This window comes from Actinospica durhamensis, from assembly GCF_018139695.1.
GTDB lineage: Bacteria > Actinomycetota > Actinomycetes > Streptomycetales > Catenulisporaceae > Actinospica > Actinospica durhamensis.
This window is the reverse complement of sequence record NZ_JAGSOG010000164.1, coordinates 1-19962: the sequence shown is the minus strand read 5'-3', so window position 1 is coordinate 19962 and position 19962 is coordinate 1. Positions and strand designations below refer to the sequence as shown.

Genomic DNA, 19962 nt, shown 5'->3' with positions numbered 1-19962 from the left:
GGCAGGCCGATCGGGCGCCGGGTTATCTTGTCGGTGCTGGCGTTGGGGGCTGTGGGGGTGGTGACGGGGCGGAGTGTCAGTGACGCGTTGGCGAAGGTCGCTGAGCATGATCCGACCGGTTTGCTCAATATTCTGCCGTTCGGGGGTAATTTCCGGTATTACTCGGTGACCGGCAGTGTTCCGGTGGCTGATCCCGCGACCTACCGGCTCGCTGTGACCGGCCTGGTGGAGAGGGAGCGGCGTTATTCGCTGTCGGATCTCGCTGCTCTGCCGCAGACCGACATCGTCGCCGACTTCCAGTGTGTGACCGGTTGGCGGGTGCCGGATGTGCCGTGGGGCGGGGTGCGGTTGAGTGCGATTCTGGCGGCGTCGGGGGTGAAGCCCGGGGCGAGGGCGTTGCGGTTCGTGTCCTTTGACGGCGTCTACACCGAGTCGCTGACTTTGGATCAGGCGCGTGATCCGGAGATGATTGTGGCGTTGCGGATGCTGGGGGGTGCGGTGACGCATGATCACGGTGGTCCGGTGCGGTTGTACGCGGCGCCGATGTATGGGTATAAGAGTATTAAGTGGCTTTCGGAGATTCAGTTGGTGGATCGGGTGGAGCCGGGGTATTGGGAGGGTTTCGGGTACGCGGTGGACGGGTGGGTCGGTGCGTCGAACGGGAGGAACGATGCCCCCACCACGTGACGAGGCGGGGCGGATCGAGCGTTTCACCCGGGCGGAGCGCTACGTGCACTGGGCCACCACTGTGCTGATGTTCGTGCTGATCGCGACGGGCGCGATTTTGTACAACGACCAGTTGGCGATCTATACGGGCCATCGTCAGTTCGTGGCGGTGGTGCATCTGTATTGCGGGTTTGCGTTGCCGGTGCCGATGGCGGCCGGGGTGTTCTCGAAGGCTTACCGTGCGGATGCGCGGCGGCTGAACCGTCACACGGCGCAGGATCTGGCCTGGCTCAGGCACCGGGGCTGGAAGCGGGGGCGGGTTCGGGAGCGCGGGTTGAAGGTCGGGAAGTTCAACGCGGGCCAGAAGTTGAACGCGGCGTTCCTGTGCGGCGCGATCCTGGTGATGGCGGGTACCGGGACGATCATGTGGTTCCAGGGTCTCGCGAGTGTCTCGATGCGGACCGGTGCGACGTTCGTGCACGACTGGCTGGCCTTGGCGGTCGGTTTCGACATCATCGGCCATGTGTACTTCGCGGTTGGCGACCGGCATGCGCGGGCCGGGATGCGCCGCGGGACCGTCCCGCGCTCCTGGGCCGAGCACGAGCACGAACTCTGGGCCCAGGAGATCGCCGACCAGGAAGCCCGAGCCGGCCAGGATTAGGGCGCGTTCGGGAAGGGGCGTTGTGCTGCCCTCGGCCGTAAGACGTCCGATCGGGCTCTGGTCGGCGGCGGCCGTCAGGCGGTCGGGTCCTCGGTGACGACCTTGCGCGGCAGGGCCAGACACAGCAGCGCGCAGCCGATGTAGGCGGCGACTGCCCAGGGCGCGGCGTGGACGAAGGCTTTGGTCAACCCTCGGTCCGCGGTGGAGAAGAACGCGTTGCCGATGACCGCGACCCCCAGGGCGCCGCCGAACTGCTGGGCGGTGGAAAGGATTCCGGAGGCACCCCCGGCCCGTTGCGGCGTGACGGTCGACAGGATGGTGTTGACCAGCGGAATGACCAGGAAGATCAGGCCGATACCGGCCAGAACCAGTCCGGGGACCAGCGGCCAGGCGCTGGAGTGTTGCTGCGCGGAGGCGTCGACGGCGTGGGCGACCCAGGCGAAGCCGCCGGCCATGACGGCCGCGCCGAGGATCAGCAGGGTGCGGCCGAGTTTGGCGACCAGGGCGTCGACCATTGGGGCGCCGAGGATCGCGCCGGCGGAGAAGGCGACCATCAGCAGACCGGCCTGCGCGGGGCTGTAGCCCTGCCCGGACTGGAGCCAGATGGTGAATGCGAGCATGAACCCGGACATGCCGCCGTAGAAGAGCATCTGGATCAGAAGGCCCGCGGTGAAGGTGGGCTTGCGGAACAGGCCGGCGTTCAACAGCGGGTGCTCGATCCGCCTGGCCTTCTCCGACCAGGCCAGCGCGAACAGGGCGGCGATGCCGGCGGCCAGCAGGATCCAGCCCCAGACCGGCCAGCCGTTGGAGCGGCCCTGGACCAGCGGCAGGACGATCGCGACGAGCGATCCGGCCAGCACGAGGCTGCCGAGCAGGTCGACGCGGCCGCGAAAGCCGTCGTCCCTGGAGGACGGAATCCAGAGCGTGCCGAGGATCAGCACGACGGCGGCGAGCGGCAGGTTGACGACGAAGATGGTGCGCCAGCCCCAGCCGAACAGGTTCCAGTCGGTGAGCACGCCGCCGAGCAGGACGCCGAACGCGGTGGAGATTCCGGCGATGGCCCCGTAGAGCGCGAAGGCCTTGCCCCGCTCCTCACCGTCGAACATGGTCCGGAAGGACGCCAGGACCTGCGGCATCAGGATCGCCGCGGTCACGCCCTGGACCCCGCGGAAGGCGACCAGGGCCCCGGCGTCCGGGGCGAGCGCGCTGGCCAGGCTGGCGGCGGCGAACAGCGCGGTGCCCAGCAGGAACAGGTTCTTGCGGCCGTAGCGGTCGCCCAGGTGCCCGGCGATGATCAGCGTCGCGGCGAAGCCCAGCATGTAGGCCGAGACCGTCCACTGCAGTTGCGCGGACGAGGCGTGCAGCCCGCGGCCTATCGAGGGCAGCGCGGTGTTGACGATCGATCCGTCGATCATGTCCATCAGCGCGGCGAGGATCATCACCCAGGCCGCCGCCCACCTCTTCGCATAGCCGGCCGCGCCGCCCGCCCGTGGGGGCTCGGCGGGCTCGTGTGCCGTTTCTTCCGTCTTGAGCGACGTCATCGTGAACGCCCTGTCCTTTCCGGGGCCTGGTGTATCTTGGAACTCAAGCTAACTCCACGGTGAAGGCAGATACCTTGAATGTCAAATCAAGCTGAGCCCGTTGGCGTCCGCCTGGGCGCGGCCGTGCAGGGATACCAGGGCGCGGTGGACGACTTCGACCGCGAGCTGGCCCGGCTGATGGGCGTCAACGAGACCGACCTGCGCTGCCTGGAGATCCTGCTGGGCGTGGAGCAGATCGCCCCCAAGCAGCTGGCCGAACGCCTCGGCCTGACCACCGGCAGCGTCACCACGATGCTCGACCGGCTGGAGAAGCTCGAGTACCTCACCCGCAGCCCGAATCCCGCGGACGGCCGCAGTTCCCTGATCCGCATCACCCAGGCCGCCGCCCTGCGCGCCTACGGGCTGATCGGGCCGTTCCTCGACGACGCCACTCGCAGGATCCTCGAGCGCTTCGAACCCGAGCAGCTCGAGACGGTCATCGCCTTCCTCACGGTCAACCGGGAGATCCAGGAGGAGCACACCGCCCGCCTGCGCGCGCAACCCGCGCCCCGTCCGCCGCGTTCCGGCGGCCGGCAGTCACCCGGCCCGCGCACCGGCACGGGGGGAACGACGTAGCCGGTCCTGCCTGCGTGCGCGCGATAGTCTTCGCGGATGAGCGAGCAGACGACTCTCGCGGCCGAGACGGCCGGCGCCCTGATGGCGGCGATGACGAGGCTGCGCGCCCGGCTGCGCACCGAGTCCGCCCAGGACGAGCTGCTCGTGACCTGGTCTCAGCTGACGACCCTTCACCGGGTGGCGCAGGAGGGACCGGTCAGCATCGTCGATCTGGCGCGGGCTGAGCATGTGCGGCGGCAGTCGATGGCCGAAACGGTCGCCGCGCTGCGCGGGCAGGGGCTGGTCGAGACCACCAAGGACCCGGACGACGCGCGGCGGACGCTGGTACGGGCGAGTGCGGAGGGCGCAACCCTGAATGCCGCTCTTCCGCTGGCTCGCGAGGCATGGATCAAGGCGGCTCTACTGGCGCACACGAGTGCGCGCGAGCAGCGGATCCTGATCGAGGCCGCCGCGATCATGAACCGGCTCGCCGACAGCGAGCCGTGAGCCCCGCGCCCCCGTGCGCTGGGCACGGGAGTCGCGGGGCTCACGATACGAGGTCTTACGCAGGCTGAGTCAGGCCCCGGAGCTCTCCGGTGGCGATCACCTCGGCCTGCTGGGGGAAGAGCTTGCGGGTCAGCACCCGGTGAATCTCCTCGTCGGGGTCGCCGGTGGCGTCCTCGAGCACGAAGACGCGGAAGTCCTCGTCGGCCGCCTGGCGCACGGTCGTGAGCACGACGCCGCCGGTCGACAGGCCCGCGAGCACCAGCGTGTCGATGCCCTTCTCGCGCAGCAGCACGCGCAGATCGGTCTCGCTGGCGAAGGCGCTGATACGGATCTTGCGGACCAGGATGTCGTCCTCGCGCGTGAGGGCGGTGAGCGATTCGTGGGTGTCGGTGTGCGGCAGGCCGTCGTCCAGCCACCCCTGGGACGCCGCGAAGGAGAAGGCCTTGTTGTGCGCGGGGACGGCGGCGCGGTCGTCCTCGTCGAGCGCGACGCGCACGTGCGCGACCTGGACGTCGTGCTCGCGGGCCCAGGCCAGCGCGTCGTGGGCGCGCTCGAGGGCCTGCTCGCCGCCGGGGACGGCCGCCAGAATGGCCGGCTGGAAGTCCATCAGCAGCAGGGCGGCGCGGGCCGGATCGATGGTGGGTACGGTGGGCGTGGTCACGAGATGGTCTTCCCTTGCTCTTCGTATGATCGTGGTACTGCCTGCTCCGCTCGTGCTGTCTGCACTGCGGAGGAGGGTCGGGGTGGGCTTACGGTCCTGATCGCAGCGCCGCGGCTTCGAGTTCTGCGTCGGTGGCCTTGAGCCGGCGGTCGAGCACGGTCATCGCCAGGACGACCGCCGAGACGGCGACCAGGACCCAGGAGATCTCGTGCATGCCCGAATCGTCGACGCGGGTGTGGAAGGCGAAGCTGGTGATCGCCGCCGAGGCGGTGGAGCCGAGATAGCCGGAGGTCCGCAGCAGCCCGGAGGCGACGCCGATGCGCTCGGGCGGGGACTCGCGGTAGAGCACGGTCTGGTTGGCGACCACGCTCGCACCGGAGGTCAGGCCGAACAGGGCCGTGACACCGATGACCGCCGCCACCGGCGAGTGCGCCGTCAGCGGCAGGCTCGCGATCGCCCCGATGAACAGGACGAGCGCGGAGAAGGTGAGTTTGCCGCGCACCCGGGGGCTGCGCGAGGCGACGCGGGCGCACAGCGCGGACAGGGCACCCATCGGGATCAGCAGGAGGCCGGCCTGCTCGGCGGACATGCCGCGGGCCGACTCGAGCCACTCGGTCAGCCCGTACATGATGACGTAGGTGCCCAGCAGGGTCATCCCGTTGCGCAGGTAGGTGCGGGTCAGCGCCGCGTTGGACACCAGCAGCCGCACGTCCAGGAACGGGCTCGCGGCCCGCAGCTCCCACACCGTCAGCGCGGCGCCGAAGGCCACGGCGAGTATCAGGACCCACCAATGGGCGGTGGGGAGCGCATTGAGGAACACCAGCAGTGTGACCAGCGTCGCGGCGAAAGCGAGGATGCCCGCCGCGTCGAGGCGCGAAGCGAGTTCGCGCGCCGAGTTCGTGCGCGTGACGCGGTTGTCCTCGGGGATCCAACGCAGTGTCAGGACCAGCGCGAGCGCGGCGACGGGCAGGTTGATCCAGAAGGCGGTCTGCCAGCCGAACCAGCCGATCATGACCCCGCCGACGGCCGGACCGATGGCGATGGTCGCGGCCCCCGCGACGGCGATGCCGCCGAGCACGTTGCGTGGCGGCTCGCTCATCCCGGCCGCCTGCGCGCGCCGCCTGATGAGCAGCATGGCCGCCGGAAATCCGGCCGACGTGCCGGCGCCGATCAGCACGCGTGCGACCAGCAGCATGCCGATGTCCCGGCCGACCGCGCCGACCAGGCCCGCGACCAGGACCATCAGGACTCCGGCCACGAACACCCGGCGCGGGCCGAACTCCTCGGCCAGCCGGCCCGCGGCGGGCTGGGCGACGGCGCAGGTCACGTAGAGGCTCGAGATCAGGATCGCCGTGGAGCCGACGCTCACGTGCAGAGCCGTCGCGATCGGCACCAGCGCCGTCGCGATCAGGGAGCTGTTGACCGGGTTCAGGATCGAGCCCAGGTAGAGCGGAGTGGTGAACCTCGCGCTGAACGGCGCCCGGCTTCCGGTGTCGGCCGCGTCGGCCGCTTCGACCGTGCCCGGGGGTATGGACTCTGCCCGGATTTCGACGCCCATCTACTCCTCGTCCTTCCGGCTCGACCCGCCGAGCACAATCGACAGGCTGCCTGCCTAACTCCCCTCGCACTCTACAGGAAAGCAGGCAGCCTGCCTATTGCGCCGGCGTCGTCCGGGGACGTCGGCCGTGGGTCAGGCCGCGTCGTGGGTCAGGCGGCGCTGCGGGCGGTCAGAGGGCGGCGGCGCAGGTTTGGGTTCTGCAGGGCTGGGGGCTGATAGGCCTGGTCGAGGGTGCCGACGTCGGTGCCGGGCGGGACGATCTCGTCGATGCGGTCGAGGACGTCGTCGGCGAGGGTGACCTCCAGGCCGGCGAGCAGGTCGTCTAAGTGCTCTGCGGTGCGCGGGCCGAGCAGCGCGCTGGTGACGTCGGGGTGGGCGATGGTGAAGGCCATCGCGAGGTGGGTCATCGGGATTCCGGCTTCGTGGGCGAGCGGGATGAGCCGTTCGACGACCTCGAGGCGGCGTTCGTCGGTGAGGTGGCGCATCATGCCGGCGCGGCGCAGGTCGTTGTGCCGGTCCTGGCGCACGCGGCCGGTGAGCAGGCCCTGGCCGAGCGGTCCCCAGACCAGGACGCCCATGCCGTAGCGCTGCGCGGCGGGCAGGATCTCGCGCTCGATCCCACGGTTGAGCAGGGAGTAGGGCGGCTGTTCGGTGCGTAAGCGCGCGAGGCCGCGCCGCTCGGCGATCCACTGGGCCTCGATGATGTCGGACGCAGGGGTCTGCGACGCGCCGATCGCGCGGACCTTGCCGCTGCGGATCAGGTCGGTCAGCGCGGCGAGGGTCTCCTCGATGTCGGTGCCGGGGTCGGGGCGGTGGAGTTGGTAGAGGTCGATGTGGTCGGTCTGCAAGCGGCGCAGCGAGTTCTCCACGGCGGTGACGATCCAGCGCCGGGAGGCACCCTGCTGGTTGGGGTCTTGGCCAGTCGGTCGGCCGAACTTGGTGGCGAGCACGACCTCGTCCCGGCGGCCCCTCAAGGCGTTGCCGACGACTTCCTCGGAGTCGCCGTACGCGTCGGCGGTGTCGATGAGGTTGATGCCGGCGTCCAGCGCCTTGCCGATGATGCGGGCCGATTCCTCCGGTGCGTTGCCCATCGCGGTGGCGAACATCAAGGTGCCCAGGGCGTACGGGCTGACCTGGATGCCGGTGCGGCCGAGGGTGCGGTACTGCATGGGAATCACTCCCTGAGCTGGTCGGCACCGGATCGGTGCCGTAGGCTGCACTAAGTGGAAAACTTTTCCACAACCGACTATACGGAAAACTTTTCCGGTTAGGCAAGGGGGGCGACGTGGCGTCTGAAGACGGGACACGAGCCGCGGACTCGCCGCCCGGCCCCGCACAGCCGGGCGAGGGCGAAGCGGCGCCGCGCCGGCGCCGGGCCGACGCGCAGCGCAACATCGATGCGTTGATCGAGGCCGCGAGGACCGTCTTCGCCACCTCGGGCGTGGACGCGCCGGCGAAGGAGATCACCGACCTGGCCGGCGTGGGCGTCGGCACGCTCTACCGGCACTTCCCGCAGCGCTCTGACCTGGTCAAAGCCGTCGTGGAAAGCGGGATCGACGCCGTCGCCGACGCGGGCCCGGCCCTGAGCGGTGCGCACCAGCCGGCGGACGCGCTCACCGCGTGGGTCTACCGGCTCACCGAGCTGCTCGCGACCAAACGCGGCATCGCCGCCGCACTGCACTCGGGCGACCCGGCGTTCTCCGGGCTGCCCGACTACTTCCTGCAGCGACTCGGCCCCACCCTCGCCGCGCTGCTCGACGCCGCAGTCGCCGACGGCACGGTGCGCGCCGACGTCAGCGCCGAGGATCTTTTGCACGCCATCACTCAGCTGTCCCAACCCGTCCCCGGGCAAGGCCCCGAGCACAGCCGGCACATCGTCGCGATCCTGCTCGACGGCCTGCGCTGCACGACCACGCGGCGGCCTTCCGCACGGTGACCTCGGCTGGGCCGGTCGGCGGGTCAGCCGGTCAGGCGGTCAGGCGGGCAAGCGTTCGGTCACGGCGTGGACGGGCGGGTATCGGTCCAGTTGACCAGGAGGCGGCGTTCGGCGAAGAGCCAGCGGTCGTCCTGCTTGGTGAAGGTGTCGAGGTACCGGATGGAAGCGATCATCAGCGTGCGCGAGCCGTCCTCGGCGACGGACAGGTGGTGGGCGAGGCAGTAGCTCTTGCCGGTGGCGCCGAGCCCCTGGAGCTCGATGGTGCTCTGGCCGTTGAAGTGCATGGTGACGGCGTAGGTGTTGAGGTTGTCGAACACCGGGGCGAGCGCTTCGCGTCCGTGGAGTTCCTGGGTGGGGGTCGCGGAGCCGTAGTCCATGAACACCAGGAACGCGGCGTCCTCGGTGAACAGCGCCATCTGCCCCTTCGCGTCGCGGCGGTCCGCGCGGTGCGCGTAGGCGTCGACGAGCTCGCGGATGGCCAGCCGGTCGGCGGCCTCCTGCGCGGAGACGGCGGTCTGAACTGCCATGGTGGGATCCCTTCACGCGACTGTGCGCGACTGTGTGCCGGACATTTCTAGTCAGCAGCATGGGTGCCCACGCGGGCCGAGCCCGCGCGCCACGCCCAGCGGCCCGCGCGCTCGCCCCGACTTTTGTTCGGGTGCGCGAGTGGGATCAGGCGAAGTCGGTGGACGGTTCCGTGGCGTAGCGGCTCATCGCCTGGATCGTGGCTTCGGGCGTGAGCGGCTGTCCGCCGGCGATCATGTCGCGCAGGTCCCGGAAGTAGTTGACGTACAGGTCCGGCGTGAACGTGTTGAGCAGCACCGTCACCGCGTCCGTCGGGTTCGCGAAGGTGTGCGGTGCGCCCGGCGGGACCATGACCAGGGTTCCGGCCGGCGCGTCGTACACGCGCTCGCCCACGGTGAAGCGCGCCGTACCGGACACGACGTAGAAGCCCTCGTCGTGGCGGGCGTGGCGGTGCTGCGGCGGGCCGTCGGTGTGCGGGGCGAGGGTGATCTCGCCCATCCCGAGCCGGTGGTCGGTGTGCGAGCCGTCTTCCAGGATCCGCATCGTGGTCCTGCCGAGTTGGATCGACTCGCCCTCGTCCGGGCCGACCACTGAAACCTGTGCCATGCCAGGCACCCCCTATCGAAGTCGTTGAGAAAGCAGACTCCCATGATGAGAGTCGGCTCTTCGCGCCGCAACCCCGCTCGGGCGAATCAGGGTGTTATCCGCATTGCGGGTCGACCATGCCCATGTTGGGATGGAGCACACAAATGGAGTCACTGAATGAGTAGCCAAAGGCGGAGTTCTCCTTGGTCTCGAGACAGAGCGGTCCGGCTGTACAAGTCCACGCAGCCGCGTCCGTCGATCTCGGCGTTGGCCGCTGAGCTCGGGGTGCAGCCCGAGGCGCTGCGCTCCTGGATCCGCCGGGACGCCGAGGCGGCCGCGCGGCGGCCCGAACGCGGGGTGCAGCGCGCCGTCGCTTCCCGGCTGCTGGGGGACGGGCACTATGCGCAGGCCGTGAAATACGCCGACACCGCGCTCGCCGAGTCACCCGACTCGCCCGACATCGCCCCGGTCCTGCTCATCAAGCTCGTGGCACTGTTGAACCTGCAACGGGTGGCGGAGTGTCCGGCTGTGCTCGACACCGTCTGGCGGTATCTGCAGCGCCCCGACGCCACCGTGCCCGCGCAGAAGGGCAAGTTCCACGCGCTGGCCGCCGAGGTGGCCTACTACCAGGGATCTCTTCAGCGCTGCATGGTGCAGCTCGTGCGCGGAACGCGGATCATGGAGAGCGCGCCCGCCGACCACGAGAGCATGCTCGCCTGGATCACCGTCGCCGACGTGTACTCCCTGGTGGGCTTCCACACGCAAGCGGTCGCGGCCCTGGCGAACGCCCGGAAGATCAGCGAGAACGGGACCGTCGAGGATCGCGTCTACACCGCGCACCCGCGCATCCTCGTGCGCTATGCCCTCTTCCTCGACCAGCAGGGCAACCAGCACGAGGCGAGCGCGATACTCGACGAACTCACCAAGAACCTCGGGCCCGACGACGTGAACGGCTCGGAACACCCCTACCTCGGCTACGCGATCGCGCGACACGCCGTCACCGGCGGCCCGCAGCGCTCGGACGCGCGCGCCCTGCTGCGCGCCGATGCGGCCGGCACCCCACAGAACGCCGAGCTGATCCACCTCGGTGACGCCGCCCTGGCCACCGCCGAGGGCAGGCCCGGCGAAGCGCTGAGCGTGCTCGAGGACACGAGCATGATCCACTCCCTGCTCGGCCTCGGCGAAGTTCCTCGGCTCAGGTCACTGGCCCAGGCCGCACTCGGGGACTATCAGGCCGCGCACGATTCGGCGCTCGAGGTGACCCGGGTGCTCGGGGAGGCGACCGGCGATCTCTACGGTCTCGTCATCGGCGGCGTGACCGACTCGTTGAACTACGAAGAGGTGCGGCGCAATCTCCGCCGCTATGCCGACGAGGCCCTGACCGACCCGCTGACCGGCCTGCCCAACCGGCGCCACTTCGAGCGCTACATCGGCGAGCTGGTCGGTCGCGGCGGCAGCGGCACTCTCGGCGTCGCCGACCTGAACCGGTTCAAGGCCGTCAACACCGTTCACGGGCACCTCGCCGGCGACCAGGTACTCGAGCAGGCGGCCGGACTCATCGCCAGCTCCCTGCGCCGCGGTGATTTTCTCGCCCGCTACGGCGGTGACGAGTTCGTGCTGTTCATGCCGGACACGACGGTGGCGGACTCCCGCGGCGTCGCCGACCGGCTCACCGCCGCGGTCGCGGACTACGACTGGGAACACCTGGTTCCCGGCACCCCGGTCAGCGTGACCGTCGGACTGGCCGAACTCGACCGCGTCACCAGCGTCGCCGAGGCGTTCCAGACTGCCGACATCCTGATGCTGGAAGCCAAGGTGACGCCCACTCAGGCTGCACGCGCGACGGTAACCGACACGGGAACAGACGCGGACGCAGACGCGGAACGGAGCGGCACGGCCTGAGGACCAGTCCTAAGAGTGCTGATTCGGCCAACGGGTACCGGTCCCAGTCGCGCCGCGCTACTAATGCAAGCATGACGAACGTATCCCACCGCGTCGGCGTCATCGGCCTGCTTGCCGCAGGAGTGCTCGCCGGTGTCACCGCGTGTACTGGGGCGAGCCATTCCGCCACCGCGGCTCCGAGCGGACCTCAGTTCACCGGAAGGCTGATCGTCGAGACCCTCGATGGCGAGCTCGACCAGGTCACCTTCGGCGCCGACGGGACGGCCGTGGACAAGCAGCTCGTCGCCGCGCCGGGTACGCGGGTCTCGGGATCCTCCGCGCTGGTCGTGGCCGCCGCGGTCTCGCCGGACGGGACCACGCTCGCCTACGGCGCCGGCAAGGGCCTCGTGCTGCGGAATCTCAAGACCGGCGCCGACACCACACTCAGCCCACCGGACTCCGCCAAAGCCAGCTGCGTAAGCTGGGCGCCGGACGGTCGGCACCTCGCCGTCGGCACCGCCGACGCCCTCTACCTGTCGGACGATGCCGGGCACATGACGAGCCTCTACACCGTCACCAGCCAGGCATACGCCGCGGGGCCGATCGGCTCGCAGGGCGCGCCGGGCTACGTCTATTCCAGCTTCACCTGCGGAACCTGGCTCAACCCGACCGACCTGGTGTTCCAACAGAGCGGCCCGTTCCCCGCGGCCATCTCGCAGAACAGTTCGGATACCCTGCCCGCGGACACCACCACGGTCGCCACACTGCGCACCGGCGCTGCGCCGATCACCCACAACGAACCGACACAGTGGTCGGTCCTCGCGTCCTGCGGCAGTCTCGCCCTGATCGACAGCGGGATCAACCTCTACCTCGTCCCCGACCTGAGCGGCGACGTGACCGCCGCTCAAGCAACGCCACCGCACGCGAGGATCGCCGACGGCACGACCAGCACCGCGTTCTTCCGCCCCGGCACCTGCCAGCCCATCGTCATCGAGCCCCCGACCACGAGCGCCGGCAACCTCGACGAGGTCGAGGAGATCAACCCGCAGACCGACCGCCCCGGCAAATCCTGGCAGATTCCCTACATCGACATCGCCGGCTCGCCCTCACCCGGCCAGGACGACTTCCTGTGGGGCCCCCGGAACAGCGACACCCTCGCCTACATCGGCACCATGCAGCTCGCCCTCGTCAACCTCGACTCCGGCGCGACGATGGACCTCAGCAGTGCGCTGTGGACCAACGCCGCGCTACTCGTGGGCTGGACCGACTAGAAGCGATCTCTCAGCGTTTTCCCGGCGCCGTCAGCCGACCGCCACCTCGTCCTTGAGGCCGCTGCGGATCTCTTCGCGCAGCTCGGGGGTGTCCGGCTTCTGGTGCCTGTCCTGTGCGTGCAACGCCGCCGCAGCGACGACCTCGTCTTCCTCACCGGCGATGGTGAGCGTGCAATGCTCCTCCGGGTATTCCCGGCAATCGACTACCTTGCGCATGATGGCTCATCCCTCCCGGGATATCGGGTTCCTCCTTCCAGCCAAGACCCGTCCGGCGGCGGTGTCCTTCGGCATTACGCCATGTGGGTGACACCCGGCGTGCCTTTTCGTGAATGACGGGCTGTCAGGCGAGCGCGAGCCGTCGGGTCGCGAGTTCGGCGAGATAGCGGGCGCTGTCGGCGAGGAACGCGTCGTCGAAGACGGCGTGGGCCGAGTGGTTGGCTTCGGCGGTGGCCGGATCGACTCCCGGCGGGGCGACGCCGAGCATCACGAAGGCGCCGGGCACCTTCTCGAGTACGCGGGAGAAGTCCTCGCCGGCGGTCAGGGGGTGTGGCAAGTCCAGGTAGCGTGCGGCGCCGAGCAGATCGGCGGCGACCGTGGCGGCGAAGCCGGCTTCGGCGGCGTCGTTGACCGTGGCGCGGACGGCCTCGACGATCCGGGTCTCGGCCTCCACGCCGTGGGCGGTGGCGATCGCGCGGCAGACGCGCTCGAAGCCCTCGCGCAGCGCGTCGCGCGCCTGCGGCGTGAACCAGCGCAGCGAGCCTTCCAGCTGCGCCGTCGCCGGGATGATGTTGCCCGCGGTGCCGGAGTGGATCGCGCCGATGGTCAGCACCGCGGAGTCGAACGGGTCGACCGTGTGGGTGAGCAGCGTCTGCAGGGCGCCGACGACGGCGCAGGCGGCGGGCAGCGGGTCGCGGGTCAGGTGCGGCGCGGAGCCGTGCCCGCCCACTCCGCTCAGCACCGCCGTGAGCAGATCGCCGCCGGCCAGGATCGGGCCCGGGCGTCCGGCCAGCAGCCCGCGCGGAATGCCGGAGCTGGCCACGTGCATCGCGTAGGCGGCCACCGGCGGGGCGCCGGCCGCCTCGAGTACGCCCTCTTCGATCATCTTCCCCGCCCCGTCGCAGCCTTCTTCGCCGGGCTGGAACATGAACACCACGTCCCCGGCCAACTGCTCGCGCCGGGCGCACAGCAACTTCGCGGCGCCGAGGAGCGCGGCGGTGTGCAGGTCATGGCCGCACGCGTGCATGGCCCCGTCGTTGCGGCTGGCGTAGGGCAGATCCGTCTGCTCGGTCAGCGGCAGCGCGTCCATGTCCGCCCGGAGCAGCACACTGCGACCCGGCCGTCCGCCGCGCAGCACCGCCGTCACCGAACTGAGGGCTCGTCCGGTGCTCACCTCCAGCGGCAGACCGGACAGGGCGTCGAGCACCCGCCGCTGGGTGCGCGGCAGATGCAGCCCGATCTCGGGGTCGGCGTGCAGGTCGCGCCGAAATCCGGCCAACTCCTCCTGCAGCCCGCCATCCGTGGTCACGGTCGTGGCCGAGGTGTGCGACATCCGTGCGGTCCTTCCTTCGCCCGGCCGCCCGCGGCCCTGTTGCCGTCAGGCTCCCGGAGCGCCAGGATGGCCGGAACCGCACGTCCCCCCACTCATATGCAGGATTTTTCCACCATGGCTGTGCACGCTCAGGATTTTCCCGGGGGAGTCCTCGACGAGGCCGACCTGGCCTTGATCAACTGCCTGGAGGTGGCACCGCGCGCCTCCTGGCGTCGGATCGGCGACGCGCTGGCGCTCGACCCGGTCACCGTCGCCCGGCGTTGGCAGCGGCTGAGCTCGTCCGGGACCGCGTGGGTGACGGGCCGGCCGAACCGGCTCGCGTCCCTCGACGCGTGCATTGCCACGATCGAGGTCTCGTGCACGGCGCCGCACGCCCTGAACGCGGCGCGGCTGCTGGCACAGCGTCCTGACGTTGTGTCGGTCGAGCACACCAGTGGGGAATACGACATGACGCTGCTGGTCGCCGTGTCAGGCACGGCCGAACTATCGGAGTTCCTGTTCAGTGTGCTCGGAGCGGTGCCGGGCGTGCGGGCCACCCGCACGCACCTGGTCGCCGGAGTCCGTACCAGCGGCGACCAGTGGCGACTGCGGGTGCTCGACGCGCAGCAGATGGCCGTACTCGCGGCCCCGCAGGCGCCGACCCGTCCGTCCGGCGTCCGCCGCCGCGCGCTCGATGAGGCGGACCGCCGCCTGATCGCGGCGCTGGGCGCGGACGGTCGCGCACCGCTGGCCGCGCTCGCCCAGGCCACCGGGCTCGGCACCAGCACCGTGCAGCGTCGTCTGCAGGAACTACTGGATCGCCGCGACCTGGTGCTGCGCTGCGACGTGGCCGACGCGGCGTCCGGCTGGCCGATCGCCGTGTGGGTTTGGGCGGCGGTGGACCCCGGCGACCTCACCAGCGTGCCCGCCCTGCTGCAGCGCATGCCGAGCCTGCGCGCATGCCTGGAACTGGCTGGCGGCCCGGCCAACGTCCTGCTCGGGGTCGCGGCCCGCACGCTGGGCGAGGCCGCGAGCGTGCAAGCGAGGTTGGCGCGCGACGCGCCGGGCATGACCGTGCTCGGCAGCTCGCTGGTGCTGCGCTTCATCAAGCGGATGGGCCGGCTGCTCGACGAGCGAGGACGCAGCGTCGGCGCCGTGCCGATCGACGTGTGGGGAATGGGACACGGCGGGTAGGACCGCTCGCGCTCACACCGTCCAGTCGACGCCGCTGCCCTGTACCTCTTCGAACACCAGCCAGGTGCGGGTCGAGCGCACACCGGGGATGTCCTGGATGCGCTCGAGCACGATCCGGCGTAGCTCCGAGTTGTCCCGCGTCCGGACGAGTGCGAGGACGTCGTAGTCGCCGCCGACCAGCGCGAAGTGCTCGATGTTGGGGATCATGCGGAGCCTGTCGGATACCGAGCGCCACGCGTTCTGATCGATCGTCAGCGAGATGTAGGCGATCGTCGCCAAGCCCGCCTTCGCCGAATCCAGCCGCGCGGTGAAGCCCTGGAGCGCACCTTCGGCCTGCAGCCGCGCGATCCGCGCATAGGCGTTCGCCCGGGAGATGTGCACCCGCTCCGCGAGGGTGCGCACCGGGATCCTGCCGTCGCGCACCAACTCCGCGATGATCGCGCGGTCCGTCTGGTCCAAACCGGCGGCAGAACGTCCGGCCTCGGCGTCCGGCGGCTGCGTTTCCATGGACGTTCTGCTCTCGCTTTCTGCCCGTCTCGGCAATCCGTCTCGTCTTGGTTCGAGATCTTGAACATCTGCTTCGGCGATCCCACTCTAGGTGCATCAGCCGGCGAGCGAAAGCGAGTGATCCCGATGGCCGTGAAGGCGCCCAGCCGGAAGATCCTGGACCTGCTGCCGTCCGCGGATCCGGTCCGGTTCCTCGCCGAGGACGGCTCCACCGTCACCGCGCCGGACGAATACGTACTGCCCTCCGACGAGCTGTTGCTCGAGGGCTATCGCCGCATGGTGCTCGGGCGCCGCTTCGACACACAGGCGACCGCGCTCACGAAGCAGGGCAGGCTGGCGGTCTACCCCTCCAGCCGGGGCCAGGACGCGTGCCAGATCGCCGCGGCCATGGCGCTGCAGGAACAGGACTGGCTCTTTCCGACGTATCGCGATTCGGTGGCGCTCGTCTCCCGCGGCATCGACCCGGTCGAGGTACTGACGCTGCTGCGCGGGGACTGGCACTGCGGCTACGACCCGGTCGCCCGGCGCGTCGCGCCTCAGTGCACCCCGTTGGCCACGCAGGTGCTGCATGCGACGGGCATGGCCGATGCCCTTCGCCGCAAGGGTGAGAACGGTGTCGCGTTGGCTTTGGTCGGGGACGGAGGCACCAGCGAGGGAGACTTCCACGAGGCACTGAACTTCGCCGCGGTGCTGCGTGCGCCGGTCGTGTTCTTCGTGCAGAACAACAAGTACGCGATCTCCGTGCCGCTCGCGCGCCAGAGCGCGGCCCCTGCGCTGGCGTACAAGGGCATCGGCTACGGGGTGCGCTCCGTCCAGGTCGACGGCAACGACCTTCCCGCTGTCCTGTCCGTGCTCACGGCCGCCGTGGAGCACGCACGGTCGGGGAGAGAGCCGGTGCTGGTGGAGGCACACACCTACCGGATGGACGCGCACACCAACGCCGACGACGCGACGCGCTACCGCGACGAGCAGGAGGTCGAGCACTGGCGTGCGGCGGACCCGATCGAGCGGCTGACGGCGTATCTGCGCGCCCGGAACCTGCTGAACGACGAGATCGTGAACACCGCGCAAGCCGACGCGGAAGCCCTCGCCGCCGACCTGCGCGCTCGCATGAACGCCGACACGGTGCCCGATCCGCTCGAGCTGTTCGACCACGTATACGCCGAGCCCACCCCGCAACTGCGCGAACAGCGCGCACAACTCGCCGCCGAGCTGGCCGCGGAGCTCGCAGCCGGGTCCCAGGCGCAGGAGGGCTGAGATGACCGCGATGACCATGGCCCAGGCGCTGAACACGGCCCTGCGCGACGCGTTGAAGGAAGACGATCGTGTCCTGGTGTTCGGCGAGGACGTCGGCCCGCTCGGCGGCGTCTTCCGCATCACCGACGGGCTCACCCGGGACTTCGGTGAAGAACGCTGCTTCGACACCCCGCTGGCCGAATCCGGCATCGTCGGGCTGGCCGTGGGCATGGCCATGGGCGGGTTCCGGCCCGTCGTCGAGATGCAGTTCGACGCCTTCGCCTTCCCGGCGTTCGAGCAGATCGCCTCGCACGTCGCCAAACTGCGCAACAGGACCCGGGGACGGCTGGCGCTGCCGATCGTCATCCGGATCCCGTATGCGGGCGGTATCGGCGGAGTCGAACACCACTGCGACTCGAGCGAGGGCTACTACGTCCACACCCCCGGGCTGAAGGTGGTCACCCCGGCCACGGCCGAAGACGCGTACTGGCTGCTGCGCGACGCCATCGCGGATCCCGACCCGGTGGTCTTCCTCGAGCCCAAGAAGCTGTACTGGTCGAAGTCGGACGTCGACCTGTCCACGCGCCGGGTCAAGCCGTTCGGCCGGGCCGAGATCGTGCGCCCCGGCCGCGACGTGACCCTGGTCGCCTACGGCCCGTCCGTGCCGGTGGCGCTGCAGGCTGCCGAAGCGGCCGAACAGGACGGGATCAGCGTCGAGGTCATCGACCAGCGCACGCTGGTGCCTTTCGACGACGCGACGCTCACCGAGTCGGTCGGCCGCACCGGGCGATGCGTCGTGGTGCAGGAAGCCCAGGGCTTTGGCGGCATGGGCGCCGAGATCGCCGCGCGCGTCCAGGAACGCTGCTTCCACCTGCTGCACGCGCCCGTGCTCCGCGTATCAGGATTCGACATCCCCTATCCGCCGCCGAAGCTCGAACACGCCCACCTGCCCGGAGTCGACCGCATCCTCGACACCTTCGACCGGCTCCAGTTCGACGACGTACCGGACCCGCGCCACCTGGCCGACGCCACCACCGCGACCCTGACAGCAACAGCGACAGCGACAGCAGCCATGGCGGCGACCATGACAGCGCAGAAGGGTGCGACGGTATGACCGCCACCGCGACGCAACGGGCACAGCTCTTCCGCCTGCCGGACCTGGGCGAGGGCCTGACCGAAGCCGAGATCCTCGCGTGGAGGGTGGAGGTCGGCGACACGGTCGAGATCGACCAGATCGTGGTCGAGGTCGAAACCGCCAAAGCCGCGGTCGAGGTCCCCATCCCGTACGAGGGCACGGTCCTGACGCTCCACTGCGAAGCGGGAACAGTGCTCGACGTCGGCGCGCCGCTGATCTCCATCGCCGCCGGATCGGTCGAGGACGCAGTGGTCGAGGATGCAGTGGCCGACGAGGCAGCGGTCTACGACGCAGTGACCGACGAGGCCGCAGCGGACGACCGCTACCGCGAGGAAGAGCGCGCCGGCTCCGGCAACGTCCTGATCGGCTACGGGACCGGACACGCGCCGGCCACCCGACGCAGGAACCGGGTGAAGGCGCGAGCCACCGCTCCCCAGCCGGAGCCCGCTGCCGCATCAGCGCCACAGAGCCCTGATTCCATCAAGCCCCCGCGGGTCATCTCCCCGGTCGTGCGCAAACTGGCCAGGGACAACGGCAGCGACCTGCATCGGCTCCAGCCGAGCGGTCCCGGCGGCGTGATCAGGCGCGCGGACGTGGCCGCCGCCATCGACCAGGCACAGCAGCCCGCCGCCGTCCCGGTGGCGGCGTCTCCAGTCATTGTCGAAGGAATCGAGCGCATCCCCCTGCGCGGAATGCGCCGCGCCGTGGCCGAGAAGCTGACCCGCAGCCGCTCCGAGATCCCGGACGCCACCACCTGGGTCGACGTCGACGCCACCGAACTGCTGAACACGAAGGCCGCGCTCCAAGCCGCGTTCCCGGACCGGCCGGTCGGCCTGCTCGCGCTGCTCGCACGCATCTGCGTCGCCGGGCTCGAGCGATTCCCCGACCTCAACGCCTCCGTGGACACGGCACGCGGCGAGATCCTGCGCTACCGGCACGTCAACCTCGGCTTCGCCGCCCAGACCGAACGCGGCCTTGTGGTCCCCGTCATCCACGGCGCCCACCGGCTGACGACCGCCCGACTCCACGCCGAAGCCGCCCGCCTGACCGCACTGGCCCGCGCCGGCCAGATCCCGCCCGCCGCACTGACCGGTGGAACCTTCACCCTCAACAACTACGGCGTCTTCGGCGTCGACGGTTCGACACCGATCATCAACCACCCCGAGGCCGCGATCCTCGGCATCGGCCGCATCATCGACAAGCCCTGGGTCGTGGCCGGCCAACTCGCCGTGCGCAAGGTCACCCAGCTCTCACTCACCTTCGACCACCGCGTCTGCGACGGCGGCGTCGCCGGCGGATTCCTGCGCTATATCGCGGACCGCGTGGAAAGCCCCGCCACCCTGCTCGCCGATCTGTGAGCAGGTATTCCTATCGACACAATCCCCGGTAAAAAGAAATACAGCGCCTTGCCTGAAGGCAAGGCGCTGACCAGCGAAGACAGTGGACGATACTGGGATTGAACCAGTGACCTCTTCCGTGTCAGGGAAGCGCTCTCCCGCTGAGCTAATCGTCCTCGGAATTCCCCGTAAACGGAGAATTCAAGGAGGTGGAGACGGGATTTGAACCCGTGTACACGGCTTTGCAGGCCGTTGCCTCGCCTCTCGGCCACTCCACCGCGCTGAGGTGGCGGTGCACCCGGGGGCAAGCCCCCATGCGAGCGGACGACGGGATTCGAACCCGCGACCCTCACCTTGGCAAGGTGATGCTCTACCACTGAGCCACGTCCGCATGTCTCTCCGGGCCGTTTTCCCCTTTCGGGGCGCCGTCCCCGGCGATGAAGAAACTGTATCGGATTCCGCGTCAGGATCAAATTCGTTTGGACGGCGGTGCGCGGGGTCCTTCGATCGGGTGACGGCGGGGGATTGCGGAGGCGGGAGGCGGCGGGTGCCGGGACGATGGAGGCATGCGCTTCCGCTACCGAGATTCGTCTCCGGGTCGCAGTCGCCGGACCTCCGGCTGCGTGGATACGCCTGCTG

Annotated in this window: 20 protein-coding genes and 3 tRNA genes; 11 read left to right on the top strand and 12 right to left on the bottom strand. The window is 69.9% G+C overall.

The window, feature by feature from the left end:
- The coding region (locus KDL01_RS26400) for a molybdopterin-dependent oxidoreductase (RefSeq protein WP_212531307.1) at positions 1-687 on the top strand (687 nt) is incomplete at its 5' end.
- Positions 671-1327, top strand: coding sequence for a cytochrome b/b6 domain-containing protein (locus KDL01_RS26395; RefSeq protein WP_212531306.1), 657 nt, complete (start codon positions 671-673; stop codon positions 1325-1327). The genes KDL01_RS26400 and KDL01_RS26395, both read left to right, overlap by 17 nt.
- A gap of 74 nt (positions 1328-1401) precedes the next feature.
- Here KDL01_RS26395 and KDL01_RS26390 read toward each other — a convergent pair whose 3' ends face one another.
- Positions 1402-2868 carry an MFS transporter gene (locus KDL01_RS26390; protein ID WP_212531305.1) on the bottom strand — a complete coding sequence of 489 codons (1467 nt, stop codon included), beginning with the start codon at positions 2866-2868 and terminating at the stop codon, positions 1402-1404.
- Between the two features lie 78 nt (positions 2869-2946).
- Here KDL01_RS26390 and KDL01_RS26385 point away from each other — a divergent pair, with 78 nt between their 5' ends.
- Both KDL01_RS26385 and KDL01_RS26380 read left to right on the top strand, forming a co-directional pair.
- Positions 2947-3483, top strand: coding sequence for a MarR family winged helix-turn-helix transcriptional regulator (locus KDL01_RS26385; RefSeq protein ID WP_212531304.1), 537 nt, complete (start codon positions 2947-2949; stop codon positions 3481-3483).
- Positions 3484-3519: 36 nt separating this feature from the next.
- Positions 3520-3969 carry a MarR family winged helix-turn-helix transcriptional regulator gene (locus KDL01_RS26380; RefSeq protein WP_212531303.1) on the top strand — a complete coding sequence of 150 codons (450 nt, stop codon included), beginning with the start codon at positions 3520-3522 and terminating at the stop codon, positions 3967-3969.
- 55 nt (positions 3970-4024) lie between these two features.
- On the opposite strand, the gene KDL01_RS26375 is transcribed toward KDL01_RS26380, so the two are convergent.
- From KDL01_RS26375 to KDL01_RS26365, 3 genes are all read right to left on the bottom strand, one after another.
- Positions 4025-4630 (bottom strand): cysteine hydrolase family protein, encoded by a 606-nt coding sequence (locus tag KDL01_RS26375; protein WP_212531302.1) that lies wholly within the window; start codon positions 4628-4630, stop codon positions 4025-4027.
- Between the two features lie 88 nt (positions 4631-4718).
- Positions 4719-6188 carry an MFS transporter gene (locus tag KDL01_RS26370; RefSeq protein ID WP_212531301.1) on the bottom strand — a complete coding sequence of 490 codons (1470 nt, stop codon included), beginning with the start codon at positions 6186-6188 and terminating at the stop codon, positions 4719-4721.
- A 149-nt stretch (positions 6189-6337) separates the two neighbouring features.
- Positions 6338-7357, bottom strand: coding sequence for an aldo/keto reductase (locus tag KDL01_RS26365; protein ID WP_246577019.1), 1020 nt, complete (start codon positions 7355-7357; stop codon positions 6338-6340).
- Between the two features lie 116 nt (positions 7358-7473).
- Here KDL01_RS26365 and KDL01_RS26360 point away from each other — a divergent pair, with 116 nt between their 5' ends.
- On the top strand, positions 7474-8124 hold the full coding sequence (locus KDL01_RS26360) for a TetR/AcrR family transcriptional regulator (RefSeq protein ID WP_212531300.1): 651 nt from the start codon (positions 7474-7476) through the stop codon (positions 8122-8124).
- A 59-nt stretch (positions 8125-8183) separates the two neighbouring features.
- Here KDL01_RS26360 and KDL01_RS26355 read toward each other — a convergent pair whose 3' ends face one another.
- Together KDL01_RS26355 and KDL01_RS26350 are read right to left on the bottom strand one after the other, a co-directional pair.
- Positions 8184-8651, bottom strand: coding sequence for a nuclear transport factor 2 family protein (locus KDL01_RS26355; protein ID WP_212531299.1), 468 nt, complete (start codon positions 8649-8651; stop codon positions 8184-8186).
- A 145-nt stretch (positions 8652-8796) separates the two neighbouring features.
- Positions 8797-9255, bottom strand: coding sequence for a cupin domain-containing protein (locus KDL01_RS26350; protein ID WP_212531298.1), 459 nt, complete (start codon positions 9253-9255; stop codon positions 8797-8799).
- Positions 9256-9411: 156 nt separating this feature from the next.
- On the opposite strand from KDL01_RS26350, the gene KDL01_RS26345 reads away from it, so the two are divergent.
- Together KDL01_RS26345 and KDL01_RS26340 are read left to right on the top strand one after the other, a co-directional pair.
- Positions 9412-11136 carry a diguanylate cyclase domain-containing protein gene (locus tag KDL01_RS26345; protein WP_498038000.1) on the top strand — a complete coding sequence of 575 codons (1725 nt, stop codon included), beginning with the start codon at positions 9412-9414 and terminating at the stop codon, positions 11134-11136.
- A 71-nt stretch (positions 11137-11207) separates the two neighbouring features.
- A complete protein-coding gene (locus KDL01_RS26340) occupies positions 11208-12386 on the top strand; it encodes a WD40 repeat domain-containing protein (protein WP_212531296.1) in 1179 nt (392 codons plus the stop codon).
- A 30-nt stretch (positions 12387-12416) separates the two neighbouring features.
- On the opposite strand, the gene KDL01_RS26335 is transcribed toward KDL01_RS26340, so the two are convergent.
- Both KDL01_RS26335 and KDL01_RS26330 read right to left on the bottom strand, forming a co-directional pair.
- Positions 12417-12602 carry a DUF1059 domain-containing protein gene (locus tag KDL01_RS26335; protein WP_246577018.1) on the bottom strand — a complete coding sequence of 62 codons (186 nt, stop codon included), beginning with the start codon at positions 12600-12602 and terminating at the stop codon, positions 12417-12419.
- A gap of 124 nt (positions 12603-12726) precedes the next feature.
- Complete coding sequence (locus KDL01_RS26330) at positions 12727-13935, bottom strand: M20 metallopeptidase family protein (protein WP_212531295.1); 1209 nt, start codon at positions 13933-13935, stop codon at positions 12727-12729.
- Positions 13936-14049: 114 nt separating this feature from the next.
- Here KDL01_RS26330 and KDL01_RS26325 point away from each other — a divergent pair, with 114 nt between their 5' ends.
- On the top strand, positions 14050-15108 hold the full coding sequence (locus tag KDL01_RS26325; RefSeq protein WP_212531294.1) for an Lrp/AsnC family transcriptional regulator: 1059 nt from the start codon (positions 14050-14052) through the stop codon (positions 15106-15108).
- Positions 15109-15120: 12 nt separating this feature from the next.
- Here KDL01_RS26325 and KDL01_RS26320 read toward each other — a convergent pair whose 3' ends face one another.
- Positions 15121-15615: an Lrp/AsnC family transcriptional regulator gene (locus tag KDL01_RS26320; RefSeq protein ID WP_212531293.1), complete on the bottom strand. Its 495-nt coding sequence runs from the start codon at positions 15613-15615 to the stop codon at positions 15121-15123.
- 126 nt (positions 15616-15741) lie between these two features.
- Between KDL01_RS26320 and pdhA the strand changes: the two genes are divergently transcribed.
- Genes pdhA through KDL01_RS26305 form a run of 3 tightly spaced genes read left to right on the top strand, consistent with a single transcriptional unit; the run spans position 15742 to position 19344 of the window.
- Positions 15742-16872, top strand: a complete 1131-nt coding sequence (pdhA, locus tag KDL01_RS26315; RefSeq protein WP_212531292.1) for a pyruvate dehydrogenase (acetyl-transferring) E1 component subunit alpha — start codon at positions 15742-15744, stop codon at positions 16870-16872.
- Position 16873: 1 nt separating this feature from the next.
- Positions 16874-17965: an alpha-ketoacid dehydrogenase subunit beta gene (locus KDL01_RS26310; protein WP_212531291.1), complete on the top strand. Its 1092-nt coding sequence runs from the start codon at positions 16874-16876 to the stop codon at positions 17963-17965.
- Positions 17962-19344: a dihydrolipoamide acetyltransferase family protein gene (locus KDL01_RS26305; protein ID WP_212531290.1), complete on the top strand. Its 1383-nt coding sequence runs from the start codon at positions 17962-17964 to the stop codon at positions 19342-19344. Before KDL01_RS26310 ends, KDL01_RS26305 begins: the two co-directional genes overlap by 4 nt.
- An 83-nt stretch (positions 19345-19427) precedes the next feature.
- Here KDL01_RS26305 and KDL01_RS26300 read toward each other — a convergent pair.
- The 3 genes from KDL01_RS26300 to KDL01_RS26290 form a co-directional block, all read right to left on the bottom strand.
- Positions 19428-19499 (bottom strand) — tRNA-Val (locus tag KDL01_RS26300).
- A gap of 31 nt (positions 19500-19530) precedes the next feature.
- Positions 19531-19601: transfer RNA gene (locus KDL01_RS26295), tRNA-Cys, on the bottom strand.
- Positions 19602-19642: 41 nt separating this feature from the next.
- Positions 19643-19714: transfer RNA gene (locus KDL01_RS26290), tRNA-Gly, on the bottom strand.
- Positions 19715-19962 lie beyond the last annotated feature (248 nt).

What these genes read in the sequence shown, in the direction of transcription:
- KDL01_RS26395 (WP_212531306.1), top strand. Translation starts at nt 671, where the DNA reads ATGCCCCCACCACGTGACGAGGCGGGGCGGATCGAGCGTTTCACCCGG.
- KDL01_RS26390 (WP_212531305.1), bottom strand. Translation starts at nt 2,868, where the DNA reads ATGACGTCGCTCAAGACGGAAGAAACGGCACACGAGCCCGCCGAGCCC.
- KDL01_RS26385 (WP_212531304.1), top strand. Translation starts at nt 2,947, where the DNA reads ATGTCAAATCAAGCTGAGCCCGTTGGCGTCCGCCTGGGCGCGGCCGTG.
- KDL01_RS26380 (WP_212531303.1), top strand. Translation starts at nt 3,520, where the DNA reads ATGAGCGAGCAGACGACTCTCGCGGCCGAGACGGCCGGCGCCCTGATG.
- KDL01_RS26370 (WP_212531301.1), bottom strand. Translation starts at nt 6,188, where the DNA reads ATGGGCGTCGAAATCCGGGCAGAGTCCATACCCCCGGGCACGGTCGAA.
- KDL01_RS26365 (WP_246577019.1), bottom strand. Translation starts at nt 7,357, where the DNA reads ATGCAGTACCGCACCCTCGGCCGCACCGGCATCCAGGTCAGCCCGTAC.
- KDL01_RS26355 (WP_212531299.1), bottom strand. Translation starts at nt 8,651, where the DNA reads ATGGCAGTTCAGACCGCCGTCTCCGCGCAGGAGGCCGCCGACCGGCTG.
- KDL01_RS26350 (WP_212531298.1), bottom strand. Translation starts at nt 9,255, where the DNA reads ATGGCACAGGTTTCAGTGGTCGGCCCGGACGAGGGCGAGTCGATCCAA.
- KDL01_RS26345 (WP_498038000.1), top strand. Translation starts at nt 9,412, where the DNA reads ATGAGTAGCCAAAGGCGGAGTTCTCCTTGGTCTCGAGACAGAGCGGTC.
- KDL01_RS26340 (WP_212531296.1), top strand. Translation starts at nt 11,208, where the DNA reads ATGACGAACGTATCCCACCGCGTCGGCGTCATCGGCCTGCTTGCCGCA.
- KDL01_RS26335 (WP_246577018.1), bottom strand. Translation starts at nt 12,602, where the DNA reads ATGCGCAAGGTAGTCGATTGCCGGGAATACCCGGAGGAGCATTGCACG.
- KDL01_RS26330 (WP_212531295.1), bottom strand. Translation starts at nt 13,935, where the DNA reads ATGTCGCACACCTCGGCCACGACCGTGACCACGGATGGCGGGCTGCAG.
- KDL01_RS26325 (WP_212531294.1), top strand. Translation starts at nt 14,050, where the DNA reads ATGGCTGTGCACGCTCAGGATTTTCCCGGGGGAGTCCTCGACGAGGCC.
- KDL01_RS26320 (WP_212531293.1), bottom strand. Translation starts at nt 15,615, where the DNA reads ATGGAAACGCAGCCGCCGGACGCCGAGGCCGGACGTTCTGCCGCCGGT.
- pdhA (WP_212531292.1), top strand. Translation starts at nt 15,742, where the DNA reads ATGGCCGTGAAGGCGCCCAGCCGGAAGATCCTGGACCTGCTGCCGTCC.
- KDL01_RS26310 (WP_212531291.1), top strand. Translation starts at nt 16,874, where the DNA reads ATGACCGCGATGACCATGGCCCAGGCGCTGAACACGGCCCTGCGCGAC.
- KDL01_RS26305 (WP_212531290.1), top strand. Translation starts at nt 17,962, where the DNA reads ATGACCGCCACCGCGACGCAACGGGCACAGCTCTTCCGCCTGCCGGAC.